11 protein-coding genes, 1 other RNA gene, 1 riboswitch and 1 other annotated feature are annotated in these 16,394 nt (G+C 61.2%); of the genes, 7 read left to right on the top strand and 5 right to left on the bottom strand.

The window, feature by feature from the left end; all coding sequences use genetic code 11:
• Positions 1–26: 26 nt before the first annotated feature.
• The 6 genes from IB274_RS25280 (at position 27) to IB274_RS25255 (ending at position 7,793) form a co-directional block, all read left to right on the top strand.
• Positions 27–293 (top strand): hypothetical protein, encoded by a 267-nt coding sequence (locus tag IB274_RS25280; protein ID WP_081520678.1) that lies wholly within the window; start codon positions 27–29, stop codon positions 291–293.
• A 149-nt stretch (positions 294–442) separates the two neighbouring features.
• A complete protein-coding gene (locus IB274_RS25275) occupies positions 443–3,727 on the top strand; it encodes an acetyl-CoA carboxylase family protein (RefSeq protein WP_192435573.1) in 3,285 nt (1,094 codons plus the stop codon).
• 37 nt (positions 3,728–3,764) lie between these two features.
• Positions 3,765–3,937: riboswitch (yybP-ykoY riboswitch) on the top strand.
• Between the two features lie 52 nt (positions 3,938–3,989).
• Entirely contained in the window at positions 3,990–5,003 is a 1,014-nt protein-coding gene (locus IB274_RS25270) for a sodium:calcium antiporter (RefSeq protein WP_192435572.1), read from the top strand.
• A gap of 86 nt (positions 5,004–5,089) precedes the next feature.
• The gene (locus tag IB274_RS25265) at positions 5,090–5,767 is read left to right on the top strand and encodes a type 1 glutamine amidotransferase domain-containing protein (RefSeq protein WP_192435571.1); all 678 of its coding nucleotides are present in this window, start codon (positions 5,090–5,092) and stop codon (positions 5,765–5,767) included.
• A 74-nt stretch (positions 5,768–5,841) separates the two neighbouring features.
• Positions 5,842–6,199, top strand: a transfer-messenger RNA (tmRNA) gene (gene ssrA, locus IB274_RS25260).
• Between the two features lie 380 nt (positions 6,200–6,579).
• A protein-coding gene (locus tag IB274_RS25255; protein WP_192435570.1) for an IS3 family transposase occupies positions 6,580–7,793 on the top strand; the annotation gives its coding sequence in 2 pieces (ribosomal slippage) (positions 6,580–6,862 and positions 6,862–7,793; 1,215 coding nt in all).
• Positions 6,849–6,965, top strand: a sequence feature (AL1L pseudoknot). (Overlaps the previous gene by 117 nt.)
• Before the next feature lies 1 nt (position 7,794).
• On the opposite strand, the gene IB274_RS25250 is transcribed toward IB274_RS25255, so the two are convergent.
• The 5 genes from IB274_RS25250 to IB274_RS25230 form a co-directional block, all read right to left on the bottom strand.
• On the bottom strand, positions 7,795–8,889 hold the full coding sequence (locus IB274_RS25250) for an O-antigen ligase family protein (protein WP_192435569.1): 1,095 nt from the start codon (positions 8,887–8,889) through the stop codon (positions 7,795–7,797).
• 386 nt (positions 8,890–9,275) lie between these two features.
• Complete coding sequence (locus IB274_RS25245; RefSeq protein WP_192435568.1) at positions 9,276–9,917, bottom strand: glycoside hydrolase family 19 protein; 642 nt, start codon at positions 9,915–9,917, stop codon at positions 9,276–9,278.
• A 14-nt stretch (positions 9,918–9,931) separates the two neighbouring features.
• On the bottom strand, positions 9,932–12,313 hold the full coding sequence (locus IB274_RS25240) for a right-handed parallel beta-helix repeat-containing protein (RefSeq protein ID WP_192435567.1): 2,382 nt from the start codon (positions 12,311–12,313) through the stop codon (positions 9,932–9,934).
• A gap of 59 nt (positions 12,314–12,372) precedes the next feature.
• Entirely contained in the window at positions 12,373–14,778 is a 2,406-nt protein-coding gene (locus tag IB274_RS25235) for a host specificity factor TipJ family phage tail protein (RefSeq protein WP_192435566.1), read from the bottom strand.
• Complete coding sequence (locus tag IB274_RS25230; RefSeq protein WP_192435565.1) at positions 14,735–15,169, bottom strand: hypothetical protein; 435 nt, start codon at positions 15,167–15,169, stop codon at positions 14,735–14,737. Before IB274_RS25230 ends, IB274_RS25235 begins: the two co-directional genes overlap by 44 nt.
• Before the next feature lie 119 nt (positions 15,170–15,288).
• Between IB274_RS25230 and IB274_RS25225 the strand changes: the two genes are divergently transcribed.
• Positions 15,289–16,394, top strand: a protein-coding gene (locus IB274_RS25225) for an IS3 family transposase (protein WP_412548451.1) whose coding sequence is annotated in 2 segments (ribosomal slippage) — positions 15,289–15,511 and positions 15,511–16,394 — 1,107 coding nt in all. Because the reading frame shifts where the segments join, the coding sequence is not laid out codon by codon here.

Below are 16,394 nucleotides of genomic sequence, written 5' to 3'. Positions count from 1 at the left end.
ACGGTCAAGTTGACAGGAGTACTGCCATGAAACGTGCCGCCCTGCTCATTACAGCCGCCCTGCTGGCGTCGCCGGCTTTTGCCGCCGATCTGTGCAGCGACAATCTGCAGAAAGTCGATGACGCGGTGAAAACCGTCACCAACAACACCCAGGCCCAGGAGCAGGCCATGCGTCTGCAGGAAAAGGCCGCCCAGGCCCAGGCCGCAGGTGACACCAAGGCCTGCATCGCGCAGACCGAAAAAGCCCTGCAGCTGTTGAAGAAAAACGCCGGCGACGGCGGAGCCAACGGGTGATCCCGTACGCGGCGGCCGGCTCCCGGCCGGTCGCCGCTCATAAGGCCCGCGAAGCCTGAGGCATTCGCAACGCAGCAGTTGATTCCCCGGCTAACGCCCCCGCCTAAGATGGTGCGATTCCTCATCACAAGAAGCACAACGGAATCGCCATGCCCGTGTCCCGCTTGCTCATCGCCAACCGTGGCGAGATCGCCATCCGCATTGCCCGCGCCGCCGCCGAGCTGGGTATCCAGACGCTGGCGATCTTCGCCGAGGACGACGCCGCCTCGCTGCACACTCGCCAGGCCGACCAGGCCACGGCCCTGAAAGGGCGTGGCGCCAGCGCCTACCTCGACCAGCAGCAGATCATCGACATCGCCCTGGCCCAGGGCTGCGACGCGGTGCATCCGGGCTATGGCTTCCTTTCCGAGAACGCCGGCTTCGCCCGGCGCTGCGAAAGCGCCGGGCTCACCTTCGTCGGCCCCTCGGCGGAGGTGCTCGACGTCTTCGGTGACAAGGCCCGCGCCCGCGACCTCGCCCGCGATCACGGCGTGGCGCTGGCCGCCGGCAGCAACCGCGCGACCTCACTGGAAGATGCCGAACGCTTCTTCCGCGAACTGCCCGCCGGCGCCGGCATGATGATCAAGGCCCTCGCCGGCGGCGGTGGGCGCGGCATGCGCGCGGTGCGCAGCATCGAGGAAATCGCTGACGCCTACGCCCGCTGTCAGGCCGAAGCCCGCGCGGCCTTTGGCGATGATCGCCTCTACGTCGAGCGCCTGATCCAGCACGCCCGCCACATCGAGGTGCAAGTCATCGGCGACGGCCACGTCGTCAGCCATCTGTGGGAGCGCGACTGCACCTTGCAGCGACGCAATCAGAAACTGCTTGAGATCGCCCCCAGCCCAAACCTGCATCCGCGCCTGCGCGGTGCTATCCTCGCCGCTGCCGTGCGCCTGGCCGAAGCTGTGGAGTATCGCGGCCTGGGCACCTTCGAATTCCTGCTGGACGAAGACAGCGGCGACTTCGTGTTCATGGAAGCCAACCCGCGCCTGCAAGTCGAACACACCATCACCGAGGCAGTGACCAGCATCGACCTGGTCCAGGCGCAACTGCGTATCGCCGCGGGCGCCAGCCTCGCCGAGCTGAACCTGACCCAGGCGGAGATTCCCGTGCCGCGCGGCCACGCCCTGCAACTGCGGATCAACCTGGAAACCCTCGCCAGCGACGGCACGCCCCATCTCGCTTGCGGCACCTTGAGCGCCTACGAGCCGCCCAGCGGCCCCGGCCTGCGCGTGGATGGCTACGGCTACGCGGGCTACCGCAACAGCGCCGGCTACGACTCGCTGCTGGCCAAGCTGATCGTCCACGGCAACGGCGGCTATCCACAGCTGGTGCAGCGCGCCTATCGCGCGCTCTGCGAATTCCGCCTCGAAGGCGTGGCGAGCAACATTCCGTTGCTGCTAAATCTGCTGCGCCAGAGCCCGGTGGCGGACAACCAGGTCACCACCCGCTACATCGAAGAACACCTGCCCACACTGCTGGGCGCACAGGATCACGCGCACCCGCATCGCTTCTTCAGCCATGCCGGCGCATCCGGGGAAGCCCCGCGCAGCAGCGAAGCACCGGCCGGCTGCATCCCTCTCGCTACGCCGAGCGCGGGTGTGCTGGTCAGCCTGAACGTGGCCACAGGCGATGCCGTTGCCCAGGGCCAGACCATCGCCGTGGTCGAGGCGATGAAGATGGAATTCGAGGTAAAAGCCAGCGCCAGTGGCATCGTCCACAGTCTCGCCGCCACCCCCGGCGACAGCCTCGGCGACGGCGACGCGCTGCTGTTCGTCGAGCCGGCAGAGATCGAAGCACAGAACCATGAAAGCAGCGCCGCCATCGATCTCGACGCCATCCGCGCCGACCTCTCCGAAGTGCTCGAACGCCACGCCATCGGCCTCGACGAGCGCCGCCCGGACGCCGTCGCCAAGCGCCACCGGATCGGCAAGCGCACCACCCGCGAGAACCTCGCCGACCTGCTCGATGAAGGCAGCTTCATCGAGTACGGCGCCCTGGCCATCGCCGCCCAGCGCCGTCGTCGCAGCGTCGAAGAACTGATCGCCAGCAGCCCCGCTGACGGTCTGGTCAGCGGCCTGGGCAGCATCAACGCCGCGCAGTTCGGCAATGAGAAGGCGCGCTGCCTGGTGCTGGCCTACGACTACACAGTGTTCGCCGGAACCCAGGGCGTGATGAACCACAAGAAGACCGACCGCATGCTGCACCTCGCTGAGCAGTGGCGCATTCCGCTGGTGCTTTACGCGGAAGGCGGCGGCGGACGTCCGGGCGACACCGATTTCGTCGGCGTGGCCGGGCTCGACAACATGAGCTTCGTCGGCCTCGCGCGGCTCTCGGGATTGGTGCCGCTGGTGGGGGTGGTCTCCGGCCGCTGCTTCGCCGGCAACGCCGCGCTGCTCGGCTGCTGCGACGTAATCATCGCCACCCGCGACACCAGCCTGGGGATGGCGGGTCCGGCGATGATCGAGGGCGGCGGCCTGGGCAGGTTCGCTCCCGAGGAAGTCGGCCCCAGCGACGTGCAGAGCGCCAATGGCGTGATCGACGTGCTGGTGGAGGACGAAACCGAAGCCACCCGCGTCGCCCGCCAGTACCTCGCCTACTTCCAGGGCGATAGCGCCGACTGGCAGTGCGCCGACCAGCGCCTGTTGCGCCATGCGGTGCCGGAGAATCGCCTGCGCGTCTACGACATCCGCCAGGTCATCGAGCAACTGGCCGACAGCGGCTCGGTGCTGGAACTGCGCCGGCACTTCGCAGCCGGGATGGTCACCGCGCTGGTGCGCATCGAAGGCAAGCCGTTCGGCCTGATCGCCAACAACCCCATGCACCTGGGCGGCGCCATCGACGCCGAGGCCGGCGACAAGGCCGCGCGCTTCATGCAGCTGTGCGACGCCTTCGACCTGCCGATCATTTCGCTGTGCGACACCCCCGGCTTCATGGTCGGCCCGGAAGCGGAGAAGACCGGCACCGTGCGCCACGTCTCACGCATGTTCGTCACCGCCGCCAGCCTCAGCGTGCCGTTCTTCACCGTGGTCCTGCGCAAGGGCTATGGCCTCGGCGCGCAGGCCATGGCCGCCGGTAGCTTCCACGCCGCGCTGTTTACCGTTGCCTGGCCCAGCGGCGAGTTCGGCGCCATGGGGCTGGAGGGAGCGATCCGCCTCGGCTACGCCAAGGAGCTGGCCGCGATTGAAGACCCGCTGGAGCGGCAGAAGCTGTTCGACAAGCTGGTCGCCGCCGCCTACCGCAACGGCAAGGGGCTGAACATGGCGAGCTACCTGGAGATCGACGACGTCATCGACCCGGCCGACACCCGCCGCTGGTTGCTGCGCGGCCTGGCGTCGACGCCGAAGCCCGCACCGCGCCAGGGGAAAAAGCGTCCACTGATCGATACCTGGTGAGATGTCGGTTGAGCTGCCCGCCCGATCCGCTAGAATGCGCGGCGTCATTGGGGAGTAGCCGACCGTTCGACGAACGGGGGCGACGTCAACACACTTGGCCCGCAGGCCATGGCGTCGTCAGCAGCTTTGCCTGGCAAGACCTTTGACCACGTGTTCTCCGCAACGGCCGGGGAGATGCGTGGTCATGGGTACTTACACCGGCCGGGAGCTTCACCGTGATGCACCACCCAACCCTTCGCTCCATCCCTCTGGAGCTGCGCGCATGCTGACCTTCATCCTCGAACTGCTCGGCATGTTGCTGGTGATCCTGATTGCCGCCGAACTCTTCACCAACGCGCTGGAGCACTTCGGCGAGCGCCTGGGGATTTCCGAAGGCGTCACCGGTTCGCTGTTCGCCGCCATCGGCACCGCCCTGCCGGAAACCCTGATCCCGCTGCTGGCACTGTTCGCCGGTACCAGCAATGTCAACCTCAATGAGGAAGTCGGCGTCGGCGCGATCCTCGGCGCACCACTGATGCTCTCCACCTTGTCCACCTGCCTGATGGCACTCGCCGCCTGGCGCTCTCGTGGCCTGCTCGGGCGCATCCGTCCCGAGCGCACGGGCATGCAGCGCGACCTGAACTTCTTCCTGGCCGCCTTCAGCTTCGCCACCATCGCCATGTTCGTGCCGGCTGAACTGCACTCCGTGCGCGTCGCCCTCAGCGTGCTGCTGGTGCTCACCTACTTCGGCTACATCACGCTCACCATCCGCGCCTCGCAAAGCCTTGTGGAAGACGGCCACGGCACCGAGGCCGACCACCACATGTACCTGGCGCGCATCGGACTGCCGACCAACCTCGCCACCATCCTGCTGCAACTGCTGCTGGGCCTTGTGCTGCTGGTACTGGGGGCCAAGGGCTTCATCCATGGCGTGGAGGGCTTGTCGCACATCCTGGGGATTTCCGCGCTGCTGCTGTCGCTGCTGATCATCCCCATCGCCACCGAGCTGCCGGAGAAGATCAACAGCATCCTCTGGGTGCGTCGCGGCAAGGACACCCTGGCCTTCGGCAACATCAGCGGCGCCATGGTCTTCCAGGGCACCCTGTTGCCCGCGATCGGCATCCTTCTGACGCCCTGGCAGCCGCGTATCGAGGTGCTAACTGGCGTACTGGTGACCCTGGGCGCTGCGCTCTGGTTGCGGATCAACGCCCAGCGTGACGGCGGCTTGCCGATCTGGGTGCTTCTGCTCAACGGCATGCTGTACGCCGCCTATCTGGGTATCACCCTGTCGCGCTGACGCAGACGGCTCATTGCCTACACTGACAGTCCGGGCTGCCGTTTCGGCGGCAGCCGCACGACTAGCGATACGCCGAAGGAGTGAACATGAAAATCCTGGTAGTCCTGACCTCCCACGACCAGCTCGGCAGCACCGGCAAGAAAACCGGCTTCTGGCTCGAGGAGTTCGCCGCGCCCTACTACGTGTTCAAGGATGCCGGCGCCAGCCTGACCCTGGCCTCGCCCAAGGGCGGCCAGCCTCCGCTCGACCCCAAGAGCGACGAGGAAAGCGCCCAGACCCCGGCCACCCTGCGCTTCCGCCAGGACAGCGACGCTCAGGCAGCGCTGGCCAATACCGTGAAGCTCAGTGAGGTGAAGGCCGATGACTACGACGCCGTGTTCTATCCCGGTGGCCACGGCCCGCTCTGGGACCTGGCCGAGGACCGCACCTCGGTGGCGCTGATCGAAGCCTTCCACTCCAGCGGCAAAACCGTCTCCGCCGTCTGCCATGCCCCGGCCGTGTTCCGCCACCCACGCGGACTCGACGGCCGGCCGCTGGTACAGGGTCGGCACGTTACCGGCTTCTCCAACAGCGAGGAAGATGCCGTGGGCCTCACCGACGTAGTGCCCTTCCTCGTTCAGGACATGCTCAAGGCCAACGGCGCCCGCTACAGCAAGGGCCCTGACTGGCAGAGCCACGTCGAGGTGGACCGCGGCCTGATCACAGGGCAAAACCCCGCGTCCTCCGAGGCCGTGGCCGAAGCCGTGCTGAAATTCCTGAGCTGACAACACCTTGCACCGCCCCGGGTGGCTATCGGGGCGGCTTTCCCGTAGAATGGATCTCGACCTTGACAGGTTTTGGGGCCGATTAGGATTCGACGCCGGTAACAAAACTCTAGGGGCATGCCGAGTAGGTGACAGTTCTCGTAAATCAGCTGCCACAACTTTATAGTTGCCAACGACGACAACTACGCCCTAGCAGCCTAAGTGCCGCTAGCAGACCCTAGGGGATGCCTGTAAACCCGAAGATTAGGTCTGTCATATAGAACAGGATCGCCGCCAAGTTCGCTGTAGACGTAACGGCTAAAACTCATACAGCTCGCTCCAAGCGCCCTGCCACTCGGGCCGCGAGGAGTTAACCTAATAGAGATGGCTAAGCATGTAGAACCGACAGCGGAGAACTGGCGGACGGGGGTTCAAATCCCCCCGGCTCCACCAAACAACCCTTACAAATCAGGCACTTACGCTTAACGCGAAGTGCCTTTTTTGTGCCTGAATGGGCTGTTTTGGCTGGGTAATGCCAGCTTAATGACAGCCTTCCATTGTCACCGGCAGGCCTGAACTGCCGCCTCCAGCTTCTACTCGTAGCCCATAACCCCCTCCCGCCGCCACTGCCTCGCCGCCCTGCACGCTTATTTCCAGATCAGGATCAGGCGATAGGCCTTGATGGTCAGCCGAAGGTCCCCCTGGCTATTTATTAAGTACCCGAGGTGCGCCAGCCAATGGATTAAATCAGGATGCAACGGCCTTCCTGCTTGTATTCCCTGAATCGCCCCGGGTTTCGCGGAGGCTCCACTTTTTGAGAAGCTGGAGCCACTATGCCTAAGCCACCCAAGTTTTCCCCTGAAGTCCGTAAGCGCGCCGTGCGGATGGTCTACGAAGTCCGCGAGTCGCACGAGTCCCAGTGGGCTGCCATCGAGGCTGTATCCAGCAAAATCGGTTGCACCGCTCAGACCTTGAGCAACTGGATTCGCAAGACCTCCTCTTCTACTGCTGCGCCCAGTGCTCCGGCAGATCCCAGGATCAAAGAGCTGGAACGCGAAGTCCGCGAACTCAAGCGAGCCAACGAAATCCTCAAGGTTGCCAGTGCTTTTTTCGCCCAGGCGGAACTCGACCGCCGTTTGAAGTGATATGGCGTCTTGTCGACGCGCATCGGGAGCAGTTCGGGGTCGAGCCGATGTGCCGAACGCTGCACGTTTCCCCGTCAGCCTACCGGCGCGATGCGGCACATTTACGCGATCCCACGCAGCGCTCAGCACGGAGGATCCGTGACGAGGCACTTACCTTGCAGATTCGTCGTGTCTGGCAGGCGAACTACGAGGTCTATGGCGTCAGGAAAGTCTGGCTCCAGATGTGCCGCGAGCGCCAGGCAGCGGCGCGCTGCACGGTGGAGCGGTTGATGCGTGAGATGGGATTGCGCGGTGTCACACGAGGCAAGACCGTGAAGACCACGCAGTCTGATCCCACCAACCCCAGCCCAAGAGACCGGGTGAAACGGCAGTTTACCGCTGAGCGGCCCAACCAGCTCTGGGTCGCCGACTTCACGTTCGTTTCAACTTGGCAGGGATTTGCTTATGTGGCTTTCATCGTGGATGTCTATTCCCGGTTCATCGTCGGCTGGCGTGTCAGTCGACACATGCGCACAGAGTTTGTCCTGGATGCGCTCGAACAGGCGCTTCACGCACGCCGACCCGAGCCTCACCAACTGGTTCATCACAGCGACAGGGGCTCGCAATATCTGTCGATTCGCTACAGCGAACGGTTGGGTGAAGCGGGTATCGAACCGTCGGTTGGCAATACCGGCGACAGCTATGACAACGCGATGGCAGAGACCATCAACGGGCTTTATAAGACTGAGCTGATCCACAAGCGAGGCCTATGGAAAAGCGTAGAAACCCTGGAATGGGAAACGCTGAAGTGGGTGACCTGGTTCAACCAGCATCGCTTGCTGGAGCCGATTGGAAATAGGCCGCCCGCGGAGTTTGAGGCACTATACGAGCAGAGTCAGGTTGCGATACCCACTGTCGCCTGACTCAAACACAATAGCCTCCGCGAAACCCGGGGCGATTCAAAGTGCCACTCCGAGCGGGACCATACATCTTTATCCTAATGCAGCACAAAGCAAACAACATCCAGGTAAAGAAGTGAGCCTGATTATGATTAGTTAAACCAAAAATAATAACATGAATAAATAAGACAACTCTCACGGAACGAAGAAACCTCCAATCATCCGAATAAAAAAGCCGAACGACCCACGACGACCTGCTATTTACATAAGCAAACACAGAAAACGCCAAAACCAATAACAACACCCCTAACAAACCCAACCCATAAACTATCTGCAGGGGCAAATTATGCAAGGAATAAGCCTTCGGTGACTCAAACCCAACACCAAAATAGAAATTATCTAATAAATCATCGACAGCTGCGTTCCAATCTTCCATTCGAACATTAGAACTCCCCGTTTGATTTGCCGCCGAATCATAACCCCTTGTTATGACATCTATTACATCGAAGGAAAAATGGCCTAATACGATAACAATCACTGGAGCAAACACAAACGGAAGAATGCATAGCACTAGTCGCCTTATAAGCCCAGGAGATGAAAATGCTATATAAGTATATCCAATCGCCAGAGTTATATATGCTGCCCGGGTAGAAGTAAGAAAAACGCCACCCATGAATATGGCAGACAGCAAAAGATAAATAGCTCCTCCTTTCTTCCTTTGAGAAAGCAGCACAGCGTAAAGTGCATAGAAGGAGCAAATTACCCCAAACTCATTCGGATAGGTACCAGGACTAAATCGCGAATATCCGTACGCTTCCTGCTCCAAAGTAGTAAATCGGTTATATATATCTGACGGAACCTTACCAGCAATATACCCAACATAAAGAGCCAAACCAAGGAAAAACACACAACAAAAGCCTTTGAACGAATCTGAAAGCAGAACCTGCAGGATATCTTTTCGGCAGCTATTCAAAATCATTCTTGAAACATTAAAAAAACCAAACATCAAATTACAAATAACAAGAACTCTGACAACCGGATTCAAATACAACGGAACATCATACGACAAAGAAATAAGGCAGAATGACGAACTTAAGAAGAGAATAAGAAAGATCACCATCAAAGCGCCATAATGGGGCAAGTCCCTCTTTGCCATTCGACACAAGAAAACAATATTTACTATGGCCGTAGCAAAGTAAAAACTCCGCAAAGACCCAATACCGGGAACAGGCGTAAAGAAAATACCGGTCGGACCTAGAAAGAAGGTCAGCCTCAGCAACAGGTCCTTTACGGAAGAAACTCTAACTATCACAACATGCACTCCACTTGGCATAGTCTCGAGAAGCTACTCACCGAGAGTTCAGCCAGACGCTTACACATCAAGTTGCATTCAATAATGGGGTGGCGAATTTAGAAGAGAGACGCTCAAAATGCACACCAGTAACAACTGAAAATTGTGTAAGAATTCCCCTCATGACTCGCTCGGAACTAATGTTTGGCCACCGGCTAGCTTTGCCTAGCAAATACCTCCCCCGCTCGCAGCCATAACCTTGTACGTTCATCAAGACCGCTCACACCGCCATTGACGCGCCGGGTGATGGCCTCGAAGTGCCCCTCATCAGACAGCGCATTGAGGCCATTCACGTTCCACCACCAAGCGGCCGAGCGGCAAGCCCAGACTGGCTCTGCAAGCAATTGCGGCTGATCTAGCAGCGGCGCGTCGAGTCCCTTTGCCACCGCCGCATAGTTCGCCCGGCCCGTCACCTGCAGGAGGCCGCGTCCACGATAGCGCCACCCATCACCCGACTTTTCAGGGCCGTTGCCGTTGCGATCGGAGTAAACCAAGTTGGCAATTCGCTCTGGCTGGTAAGCGATGTCACGAGCAAAGGCCGTAGGCGAACCGTCAGCAGCACGGAACCGACGCGGCCAGACGACGGCCAAGCGCTGCGCGCTGTATGCCAGACTTTCCACGCAGCGAGTTAGCTGCGCACTTTCGTGGCCGACCTGGGCGAGAAATGCGGCGATACGCACTGATGTATCGATGCGCCATTCGGCCAGCGCGGCGTTGAGGGCTGGAACAAAAACGCCCGCAACTGGGCGGGCGTTTGGCAGTATGCGCAGCAACTGTTGCTCTGTAATGAGCCTCATGACCCTTTCCCTCGTTAAACGGCGATCTGGTTGCAGTTTTTGAAGACGGCCAAGATATCGACGTAAGTCCAAGTCACGGAGCCGTCGACCATTGAGCCACTTGTGTTGGTCGGAGGAACTACCCCCGATGTGCCGCCCACCAAGCAGTGGTAGACACGATTGCCCGAGAAGACTCGATCGCCTCCGACATAGTTGGTCGACGCGGCCCAGCCAATCGGACATGCAGTACCAGCGGTAACGCAGACAACTTCGAGATAGCCAGCGGCGCTGGCAGCTAGCTCTATGCGCTGATTGCGCGGCCATTTCCCATTAACTGGGGTGCTATTCGGAATCGGCGCACCGGTGACGCTGTAGTTCTCTGTCAACTTCCACAGCCCTTTGGCAGGCACCGATACTGTTACGTTCTCCAGAGTTCCAGATAGCCTATTGCTGGCAATGTCGAAGACATGCGCGATACCAGCATTTGTTCCGGTGTCCTGCACCACAATGCTTCTTTCGAATCCGTCGATGATGTTGTCGTGAATCCTGACGACAATTCGCCCACCGAAATACGACTGGATAGAGAGTATTCCGATACTTCCTGCCGGCTGAACTACTCCCTGAGCGGACGCAATCGTATTTCCTGAGATGTCGCCACCTGGAGCTCTGGTGTAGCCAAGGTGGCAGTTGTCCGCTTCGATGGCAGTGAATGGCGCCGCGCTGGCGACTGTAAAATACAGGGCGTTGTTATTGATTCGGCGGCCACCCGCGTTCTGCGAGGTGCATTGGATTCTGGTGTTGATAAGCTGATTCTCAGACATGCTGATTTGCTTGGCGTTGGTCGGCCGCAGAACGCCAAACTGGCCATCGACCCCTAGGTACTCGAAGGTATTCCCCTCGATCGCGATGTTGAATGCGCCATTAGGGTCCGGGCTGTTCACACCGTTGTTATGGACGTACATGGTCGTCGCAATCGCGGTACCAGAGCGGTTCATCCAAGAGCCGTCCTGTGTGCAAACGTTGCCGCTGAATCGAATATCCTTCACAAAGAAGAAAGTTGAAATACAGCCTTCGGATGCGTTGTAAACGGTGTTTCCTGTTGCCGTACCGTGGAAGGTGCCCTCGAAATCGATCCCCACGTCCTTCACATCACGAACGGTATTTCCGACAACATCGATGTTCTGGCCCATACTGCCCCAGATCCCACCCATCGCCATGTTGCGCACGTTGTTACCCGTGATGCTTACACGCCGGGCCCAACGGGGGTTTGTCGGAACCCCGCCGCGATTCTGGTTGCTGTCTCCGCCCCACCAGTAGATGCCGTGCCGATAATTTTGAACGATGTTCCCGACTACGCTGGCATCGGCCGAATGGTGAATGACGATGCCTGAGCCCTGCGCAAGTTCACCGATTCCAACACCGTAGTTCCCAGTTACTCGCACGTTTTTTGACCCGAAATCCTCGCTGACATACCCGGCCGTGGCGTTCGGGTCAGGAGTGCCGTCCATACGATTGATCGGTAGGTCAGTATCTGATTTGAACACGCCGGAGTTAATGGCCAAGCAATCCCGCACGAGCACGCCATAGCAACGTTTTACGTAGACTGAATATGCGTTGTCTACACCCTCGAAGCGAAGGTCTCGGATACTGATATTGCTCTTCTGCACGCCCAAGAAGATTGCCTCGGCGTCACTGCAGATGATGCGAGAACCAAAGCCAGTGCCGAAGATCAGCACATCAGACTGCAGAGCAACCTGGGTCGTATGGTAGGCACCGGGAGGCACGAAGATCGCGACACCACCGGCGCCTTGAGCAGCAGCAAAAGCGGGAGCCCAGTTCCATGAGGCAGGATCACCACCAGGGCTGTAGCCAACAGCGAGGCCTGCAAATTCCCATAGGTTAACGGCCTGACCGTTGAGCATGCCGGAGACAGTTTCAATGGTGCCGCCCAATGTCTGGCGGTACCACTCGACAAGCCACCCGCCTCGTTCACCCAAAGGGCCAGCAAGCCCAGCCAACTGCTGCCGGAGTACCGCATCCCCCATCGCAACGAAGTTTGACTGATCGGCTCCCCAATCGTTGAGCGTCGTATAGGGCAGTTCGCCCGCAAGGTCAGCATCTGCTCTCCAGAACTCACCATCCTTGCTAAAAATCTGGTTCGGCAGAGTGATGGTTAGCGGGCCGTCTGCATCGTAATCGCCGATGAAGATATACCCAGAATCCAGCAGGAACTGATTGAAGTCCTGCTGCAGGCCATAGAAAGACTTCCGATCACGCCCCAGTCGGTCCCTCCAGGTTGGCTGCAATCGATTCATGGCGAAATCGAGGTTCGCGGCGTTGTCGTAGAGATCCTTCGGCGCCGGCGAGCCGTTGGGCTCGACAGGGTTTCCAGTGTTGTAGCGGAATGGACCTGCCATACGGTTTCTCCAGGCAAGAAAAAGCCCGGCGTTTGGCCAGGCTTTTTGGTGAGTATCGATCAGGCCGCTGGGGCTAGGTCGTCATAGGTGTAAATACGCGGGTCGTAGTTCACGGCCTCGACGCTGGTGGCGTAGTCGTTCGGGCGAATCGCTGTGACCAGCACCGGGAACGTCCAGCGCTGGGCAGGACCGAACATCAGGTGCGGCGGCTCTATCGACCAGGTAGTGTCCGGCGCAAAGTCCAGCGCTCCTGAGAGGCTGAGTCTGTGGTCGTCGATCCGACTGGCAATGTAGGGGCCGGAAAGCGTCCCATCCGGCCGGCGAACTGCGAGCACATGCTTACCGCCGGCGGACCAATCCAGAGGCTCGGATGACTCGATCACTCCACCGGCATAGCTCAGCACCAGAGCGCTCTGGCCATAGCCCGGCACGTCGTCCGCGACGGCGCAGTACGACCAGTACCGGGAGTTGCGGGCATCGAGCTCCGTCTCGAAGGAGTAGGTCCAGCGACGGTAGATTTGCGCCATGCGCTCGCGCATGCCAATGCGCCAGGCGCGGGTGCGGTCGGTCACCCCGTCGAGGTTGATCTTCAGCACCTTGCGGCCCAGATCACCTGGCAGGCGGCACTGGACGGTCTCTCTCTGCCATGTCCGCGCATCCATGTACTCGACGTCGACCCCGTCATAGTCGTCGGGCCGGCGTGCGGTGAATCGGCGGACCAGCCCCTTCGTCATGTTCTGCGGCGTGTACATCTGTTCGAACACCGTGCGCGGCTCGTCTCGCACCGGGCGAATGCGGCCACGGTCCAGAGTGAACTCAGCGAAGCCCGCGCGCAGCGCATCCGAAAGTGCGCCCTTGATCGTGGTCGCGTCGTCGATCACCAGGTCGAAGGTGTCTCCCCTGGCGCGCCAGATGGCGTCCAGCCGAGCCAGCTCGGTCATGTCGATGTCGGCCTCGGTGTAGCCGATGGTCTTCGCCACGTAGAGAACCCACGGCGCAATATCGCGAGTCGGCTGCTCGGTGCCGTTGAGTAGCGGCAGGATGCGCGTCGGCTCGACGGAGACAAGGCTCTCTGATTGAGAGGCCAGTCGGTTCCCGCCGCGCAGCCGCAATGCCAGCACGGTGACGCCCGGGTACTGCGTCGGCCCCTGCAGGCGGGAGCGCAGGCCGTACCACTGGACAACATCCTGCACCTGCGTGGAGGTGGATTTCGCCCCCACGCGCCGCATACGGACCTCTGGGCGAATCGCAGCAGGGAGAGCCTGTCGTTCGGTGAAACCGACCTGATCCAGGCTCTTCTGGTTGTATTCCTTCACGACGCTGGTCCAGGCACCGGCGGTGGCCATGTCGCGATACTGGATTTCCACCGTCACCTGGTAGCGCAGGCCGGCAAAGCCGATGCACATCGGCACCGTACCGAGCTGCAGAGCCGTCGCCGGTGCGCCGTTGGGGTAGTTCAGCAGCAAATGCTCCGGCGGCCCGACCGTGTATGTCGCAACGCGGTAGAGCCCGGCATTGGCCCCAGCAATCTCGATGTTCATCCCATCAAATGCGCCGAGCTGAGCCAGCGGGCCCTCGATGATGTCCTGGTACGCCCCGCCATCAGTCACGGTGTAGGTGTACGGCGCAACGATGCGCACGATCATCCCCGCCGCCCAGCCTTCGGGGAACTGCCCTGCTCCGGCCGGAATCGTGATGGTGTCGCCGTCGAGCACGAAGACCGACGCCGTCGGCGCTGGCTCCACGGTGTGCGTCGCGCTCAGCTCAAGGCCGGCGGTACCGGTGGACGTGGCACCCACCTCGGGCGCGTTGTGCCACCAGGTTGCGGCCGGCTCCACGCTGAGATCCGCGCCAGGTCCGTAGATTGCGAACTCGGCATCGGCGCCGAGCGAAATGATGGGCGTCTCGCCGATGAGGATTCGACTGGTCGGCAGCTGGTAGCGGCCCTTGCCGATGCACAGCAGCATCTCCACCCACTGCTCGCGCGGCTCGCCGAAGTAACGGTGCTGGGGCAGCAGGTAGTCTGGGTACCGGCGGGCGCGGCCGGCGATCTCCGGGATGACCGCGTTCAGGCTGACCTGATTGCCTTTGGCGGCGACCAGTGGCAAGTCCTTGCCCCGGCCGGGGCCAGCCTTTGCCGTGGTCGGCACCTTCGGCGCGAACGGGTTGCCCAGGCCGAACAACTTCGCGAGCGGCCCAGGGCGGAAGATCTTCGCGAGGAAGCCCCCGCCGCCGCCCTTGGGCTCGACGACAATACGCACCAGATCCTCGGCGCAAATCTCGGTCGCAGCCCAATCGCTGGCCACCACCTGCTCGCCGTTCACCTCAATGCTGATCGGCGGTGCCTCCTGATCGCGGTAGCTCGGCACCTGAGAGACAAGCCACTGACGCAGGATGACCGGCGCGGTGATAGCGAATCTCTCAGCCGGCTCCGGCGAGAACTTGCTCGGGTAGATCTCGATCATGGTGATACATCACTCGGTAGTAGCAGCGCTCGAAGTCCAGAATCGGCAGCCAGCGCGGCGGCTCGCCGGGGTTGATCTCCAGCACGCCCAGGCGGCCATCGATCTCCAGCACCAGGCCAACGTGAGTGCACAGGTGGGCACTTAGCACAGCAGCAATTGCGCCATGTGCAGGCGGCCCTGCGGGCATGTGCTCGGCGTAGCGCTGGTAGGCCCGCGCGGATTCGCGCAGGCTGAGCCGGCTGACCAGGCCGAAGTCCGGCAACGGCGCCAGGCCCAGCAGTTCGGCGCGAACGGCAAGGGTCAGCCCCCAGCAGTCGAACTCCCGAACGCCGTCCACGGCTTCGCCACGCGCGCCATCGCGATAGCGCGCGGTGAGGTAGGTATCGATCATCAAGATGCTCTGGAGAAAGAAGCCGGCTGGCCGACTGCCGGAAAGAGCCGACCGTAAATGCAGCTCAGTCGCATGCGTTTTGCTTCCTATGCTGGTCGCCCTGGCCAGCACGCCAGGGCATTTCAACCATCAAGGAGACCACATGCATACCCAACCAACTGTTCCACTGGCGCAAGCTCTACCAGGACGGCAGCCTCTCGGCAGTCAGTGCCGGTGAAGCGGTGGTGCCCGCTTCCGAATTGGCTGATGCCCTCAAGCAGATCCGCGAACTGCAACGGATGCTGGGCAAGAAGACCATGGAGGCCGAGATCCTCAAGGAAGCGGTGGAGATCGCCCGCTCGCGAAAATGGATTGCGCACTCACCCTTGTTGCCGGGGGACGACCAGTGAAAGCGGTCAGTGAGAGTCTCGGTGTGGCGCGCTCGCAATTGACGGCTCGACTCAAACAACCCGCTCCAGGGCTGCGGCCGCGTCGTCGCCGGGCGCTCAACGATGTCGCCCTGGTCGAGCAGATCAAGCAGGCCGTCGGCGCGCTGCCCAGCTATGGCTACCGGCGGGTCTGGGGCCTGTTGCGTCGGCAGCATGAGCAGCAGGCCCAGCCACCGGTCAACGTGAAGCGGGTGTACCGCGTCATGCGAGACCATGATCTGTTGCTGGAACGCCGGCGCAAACAGCCAGGTGTGGCGCGGCGTCACGAAGGTCGTGTCGCGGTGGACACGAGCAACACCCGCTGGTGTTCGGATGGCTTCGAGTTCCGCTGCGAGGACGGTGAAAAACTGCGCGTGACCTTCGCCCTGGACTGCTGTGACCGCGAGGCCATCAGTTGGGTGGCCAGCCCAAACGGCTACTGTGGCGACGACGTCCGCGACGTGATGCTGGAAGCCGTCGAGCAACGCTTCGGTAGCGAACTGCCTGCGGCGCCGGTGCAATGGCTGAGCGATAACGGCTCGGCCTATACCGCCGAACAGACCCGAGCCTTTGCCCGACAGATCGGCCTACTGCCCCTGACAACACCGGTATGCAGCCCGCAGAGCAACGGGATGGCGGAGAGCTTCGTGAAGACCATGAAGCGCGACTACATCCGCCACATGCCCAAGCCCGATCGAGCGACGGCCCTGCGCAACCTGGCCATCGCCTTCGAGCATTACAACGAGGAACACCCGCACAGCGCCCTGAAATACCGCTCGCCTCGGGAATTCAGGCGTTTGGCTGAGGCATCAACTTAA

The organism is Pseudomonas sp. PDM18 (assembly GCF_014852585.1).
Lineage (GTDB): Bacteria > Pseudomonadota > Gammaproteobacteria > Pseudomonadales > Pseudomonadaceae > Pseudomonas.
Note: the sequence above shows the minus strand (reverse complement) of the source record. Positions and strands in the feature narration are given on the sequence as shown.

What these genes read in the sequence shown, in the direction of transcription:
- IB274_RS25280 (WP_081520678.1), top strand. Translation starts at nt 27, where the DNA reads ATGAAACGTGCCGCCCTGCTCATTACAGCCGCCCTGCTGGCGTCGCCG.
- IB274_RS25275 (WP_192435573.1), top strand. Translation starts at nt 443, where the DNA reads ATGCCCGTGTCCCGCTTGCTCATCGCCAACCGTGGCGAGATCGCCATC.
- IB274_RS25270 (WP_192435572.1), top strand. Translation starts at nt 3,990, where the DNA reads ATGCTGACCTTCATCCTCGAACTGCTCGGCATGTTGCTGGTGATCCTG.
- IB274_RS25265 (WP_192435571.1), top strand. Translation starts at nt 5,090, where the DNA reads ATGAAAATCCTGGTAGTCCTGACCTCCCACGACCAGCTCGGCAGCACC.
- IB274_RS25250 (WP_192435569.1), bottom strand. Translation starts at nt 8,889, where the DNA reads ATGGTGATCTTTCTTATTCTCTTCTTAAGTTCGTCATTCTGCCTTATT.
- IB274_RS25245 (WP_192435568.1), bottom strand. Translation starts at nt 9,917, where the DNA reads ATGAGGCTCATTACAGAGCAACAGTTGCTGCGCATACTGCCAAACGCC.
- IB274_RS25240 (WP_192435567.1), bottom strand. Translation starts at nt 12,313, where the DNA reads ATGGCAGGTCCATTCCGCTACAACACTGGAAACCCTGTCGAGCCCAAC.
- IB274_RS25235 (WP_192435566.1), bottom strand. Translation starts at nt 14,778, where the DNA reads ATGATCGAGATCTACCCGAGCAAGTTCTCGCCGGAGCCGGCTGAGAGA.
- IB274_RS25230 (WP_192435565.1), bottom strand. Translation starts at nt 15,169, where the DNA reads ATGATCGATACCTACCTCACCGCGCGCTATCGCGATGGCGCGCGTGGC.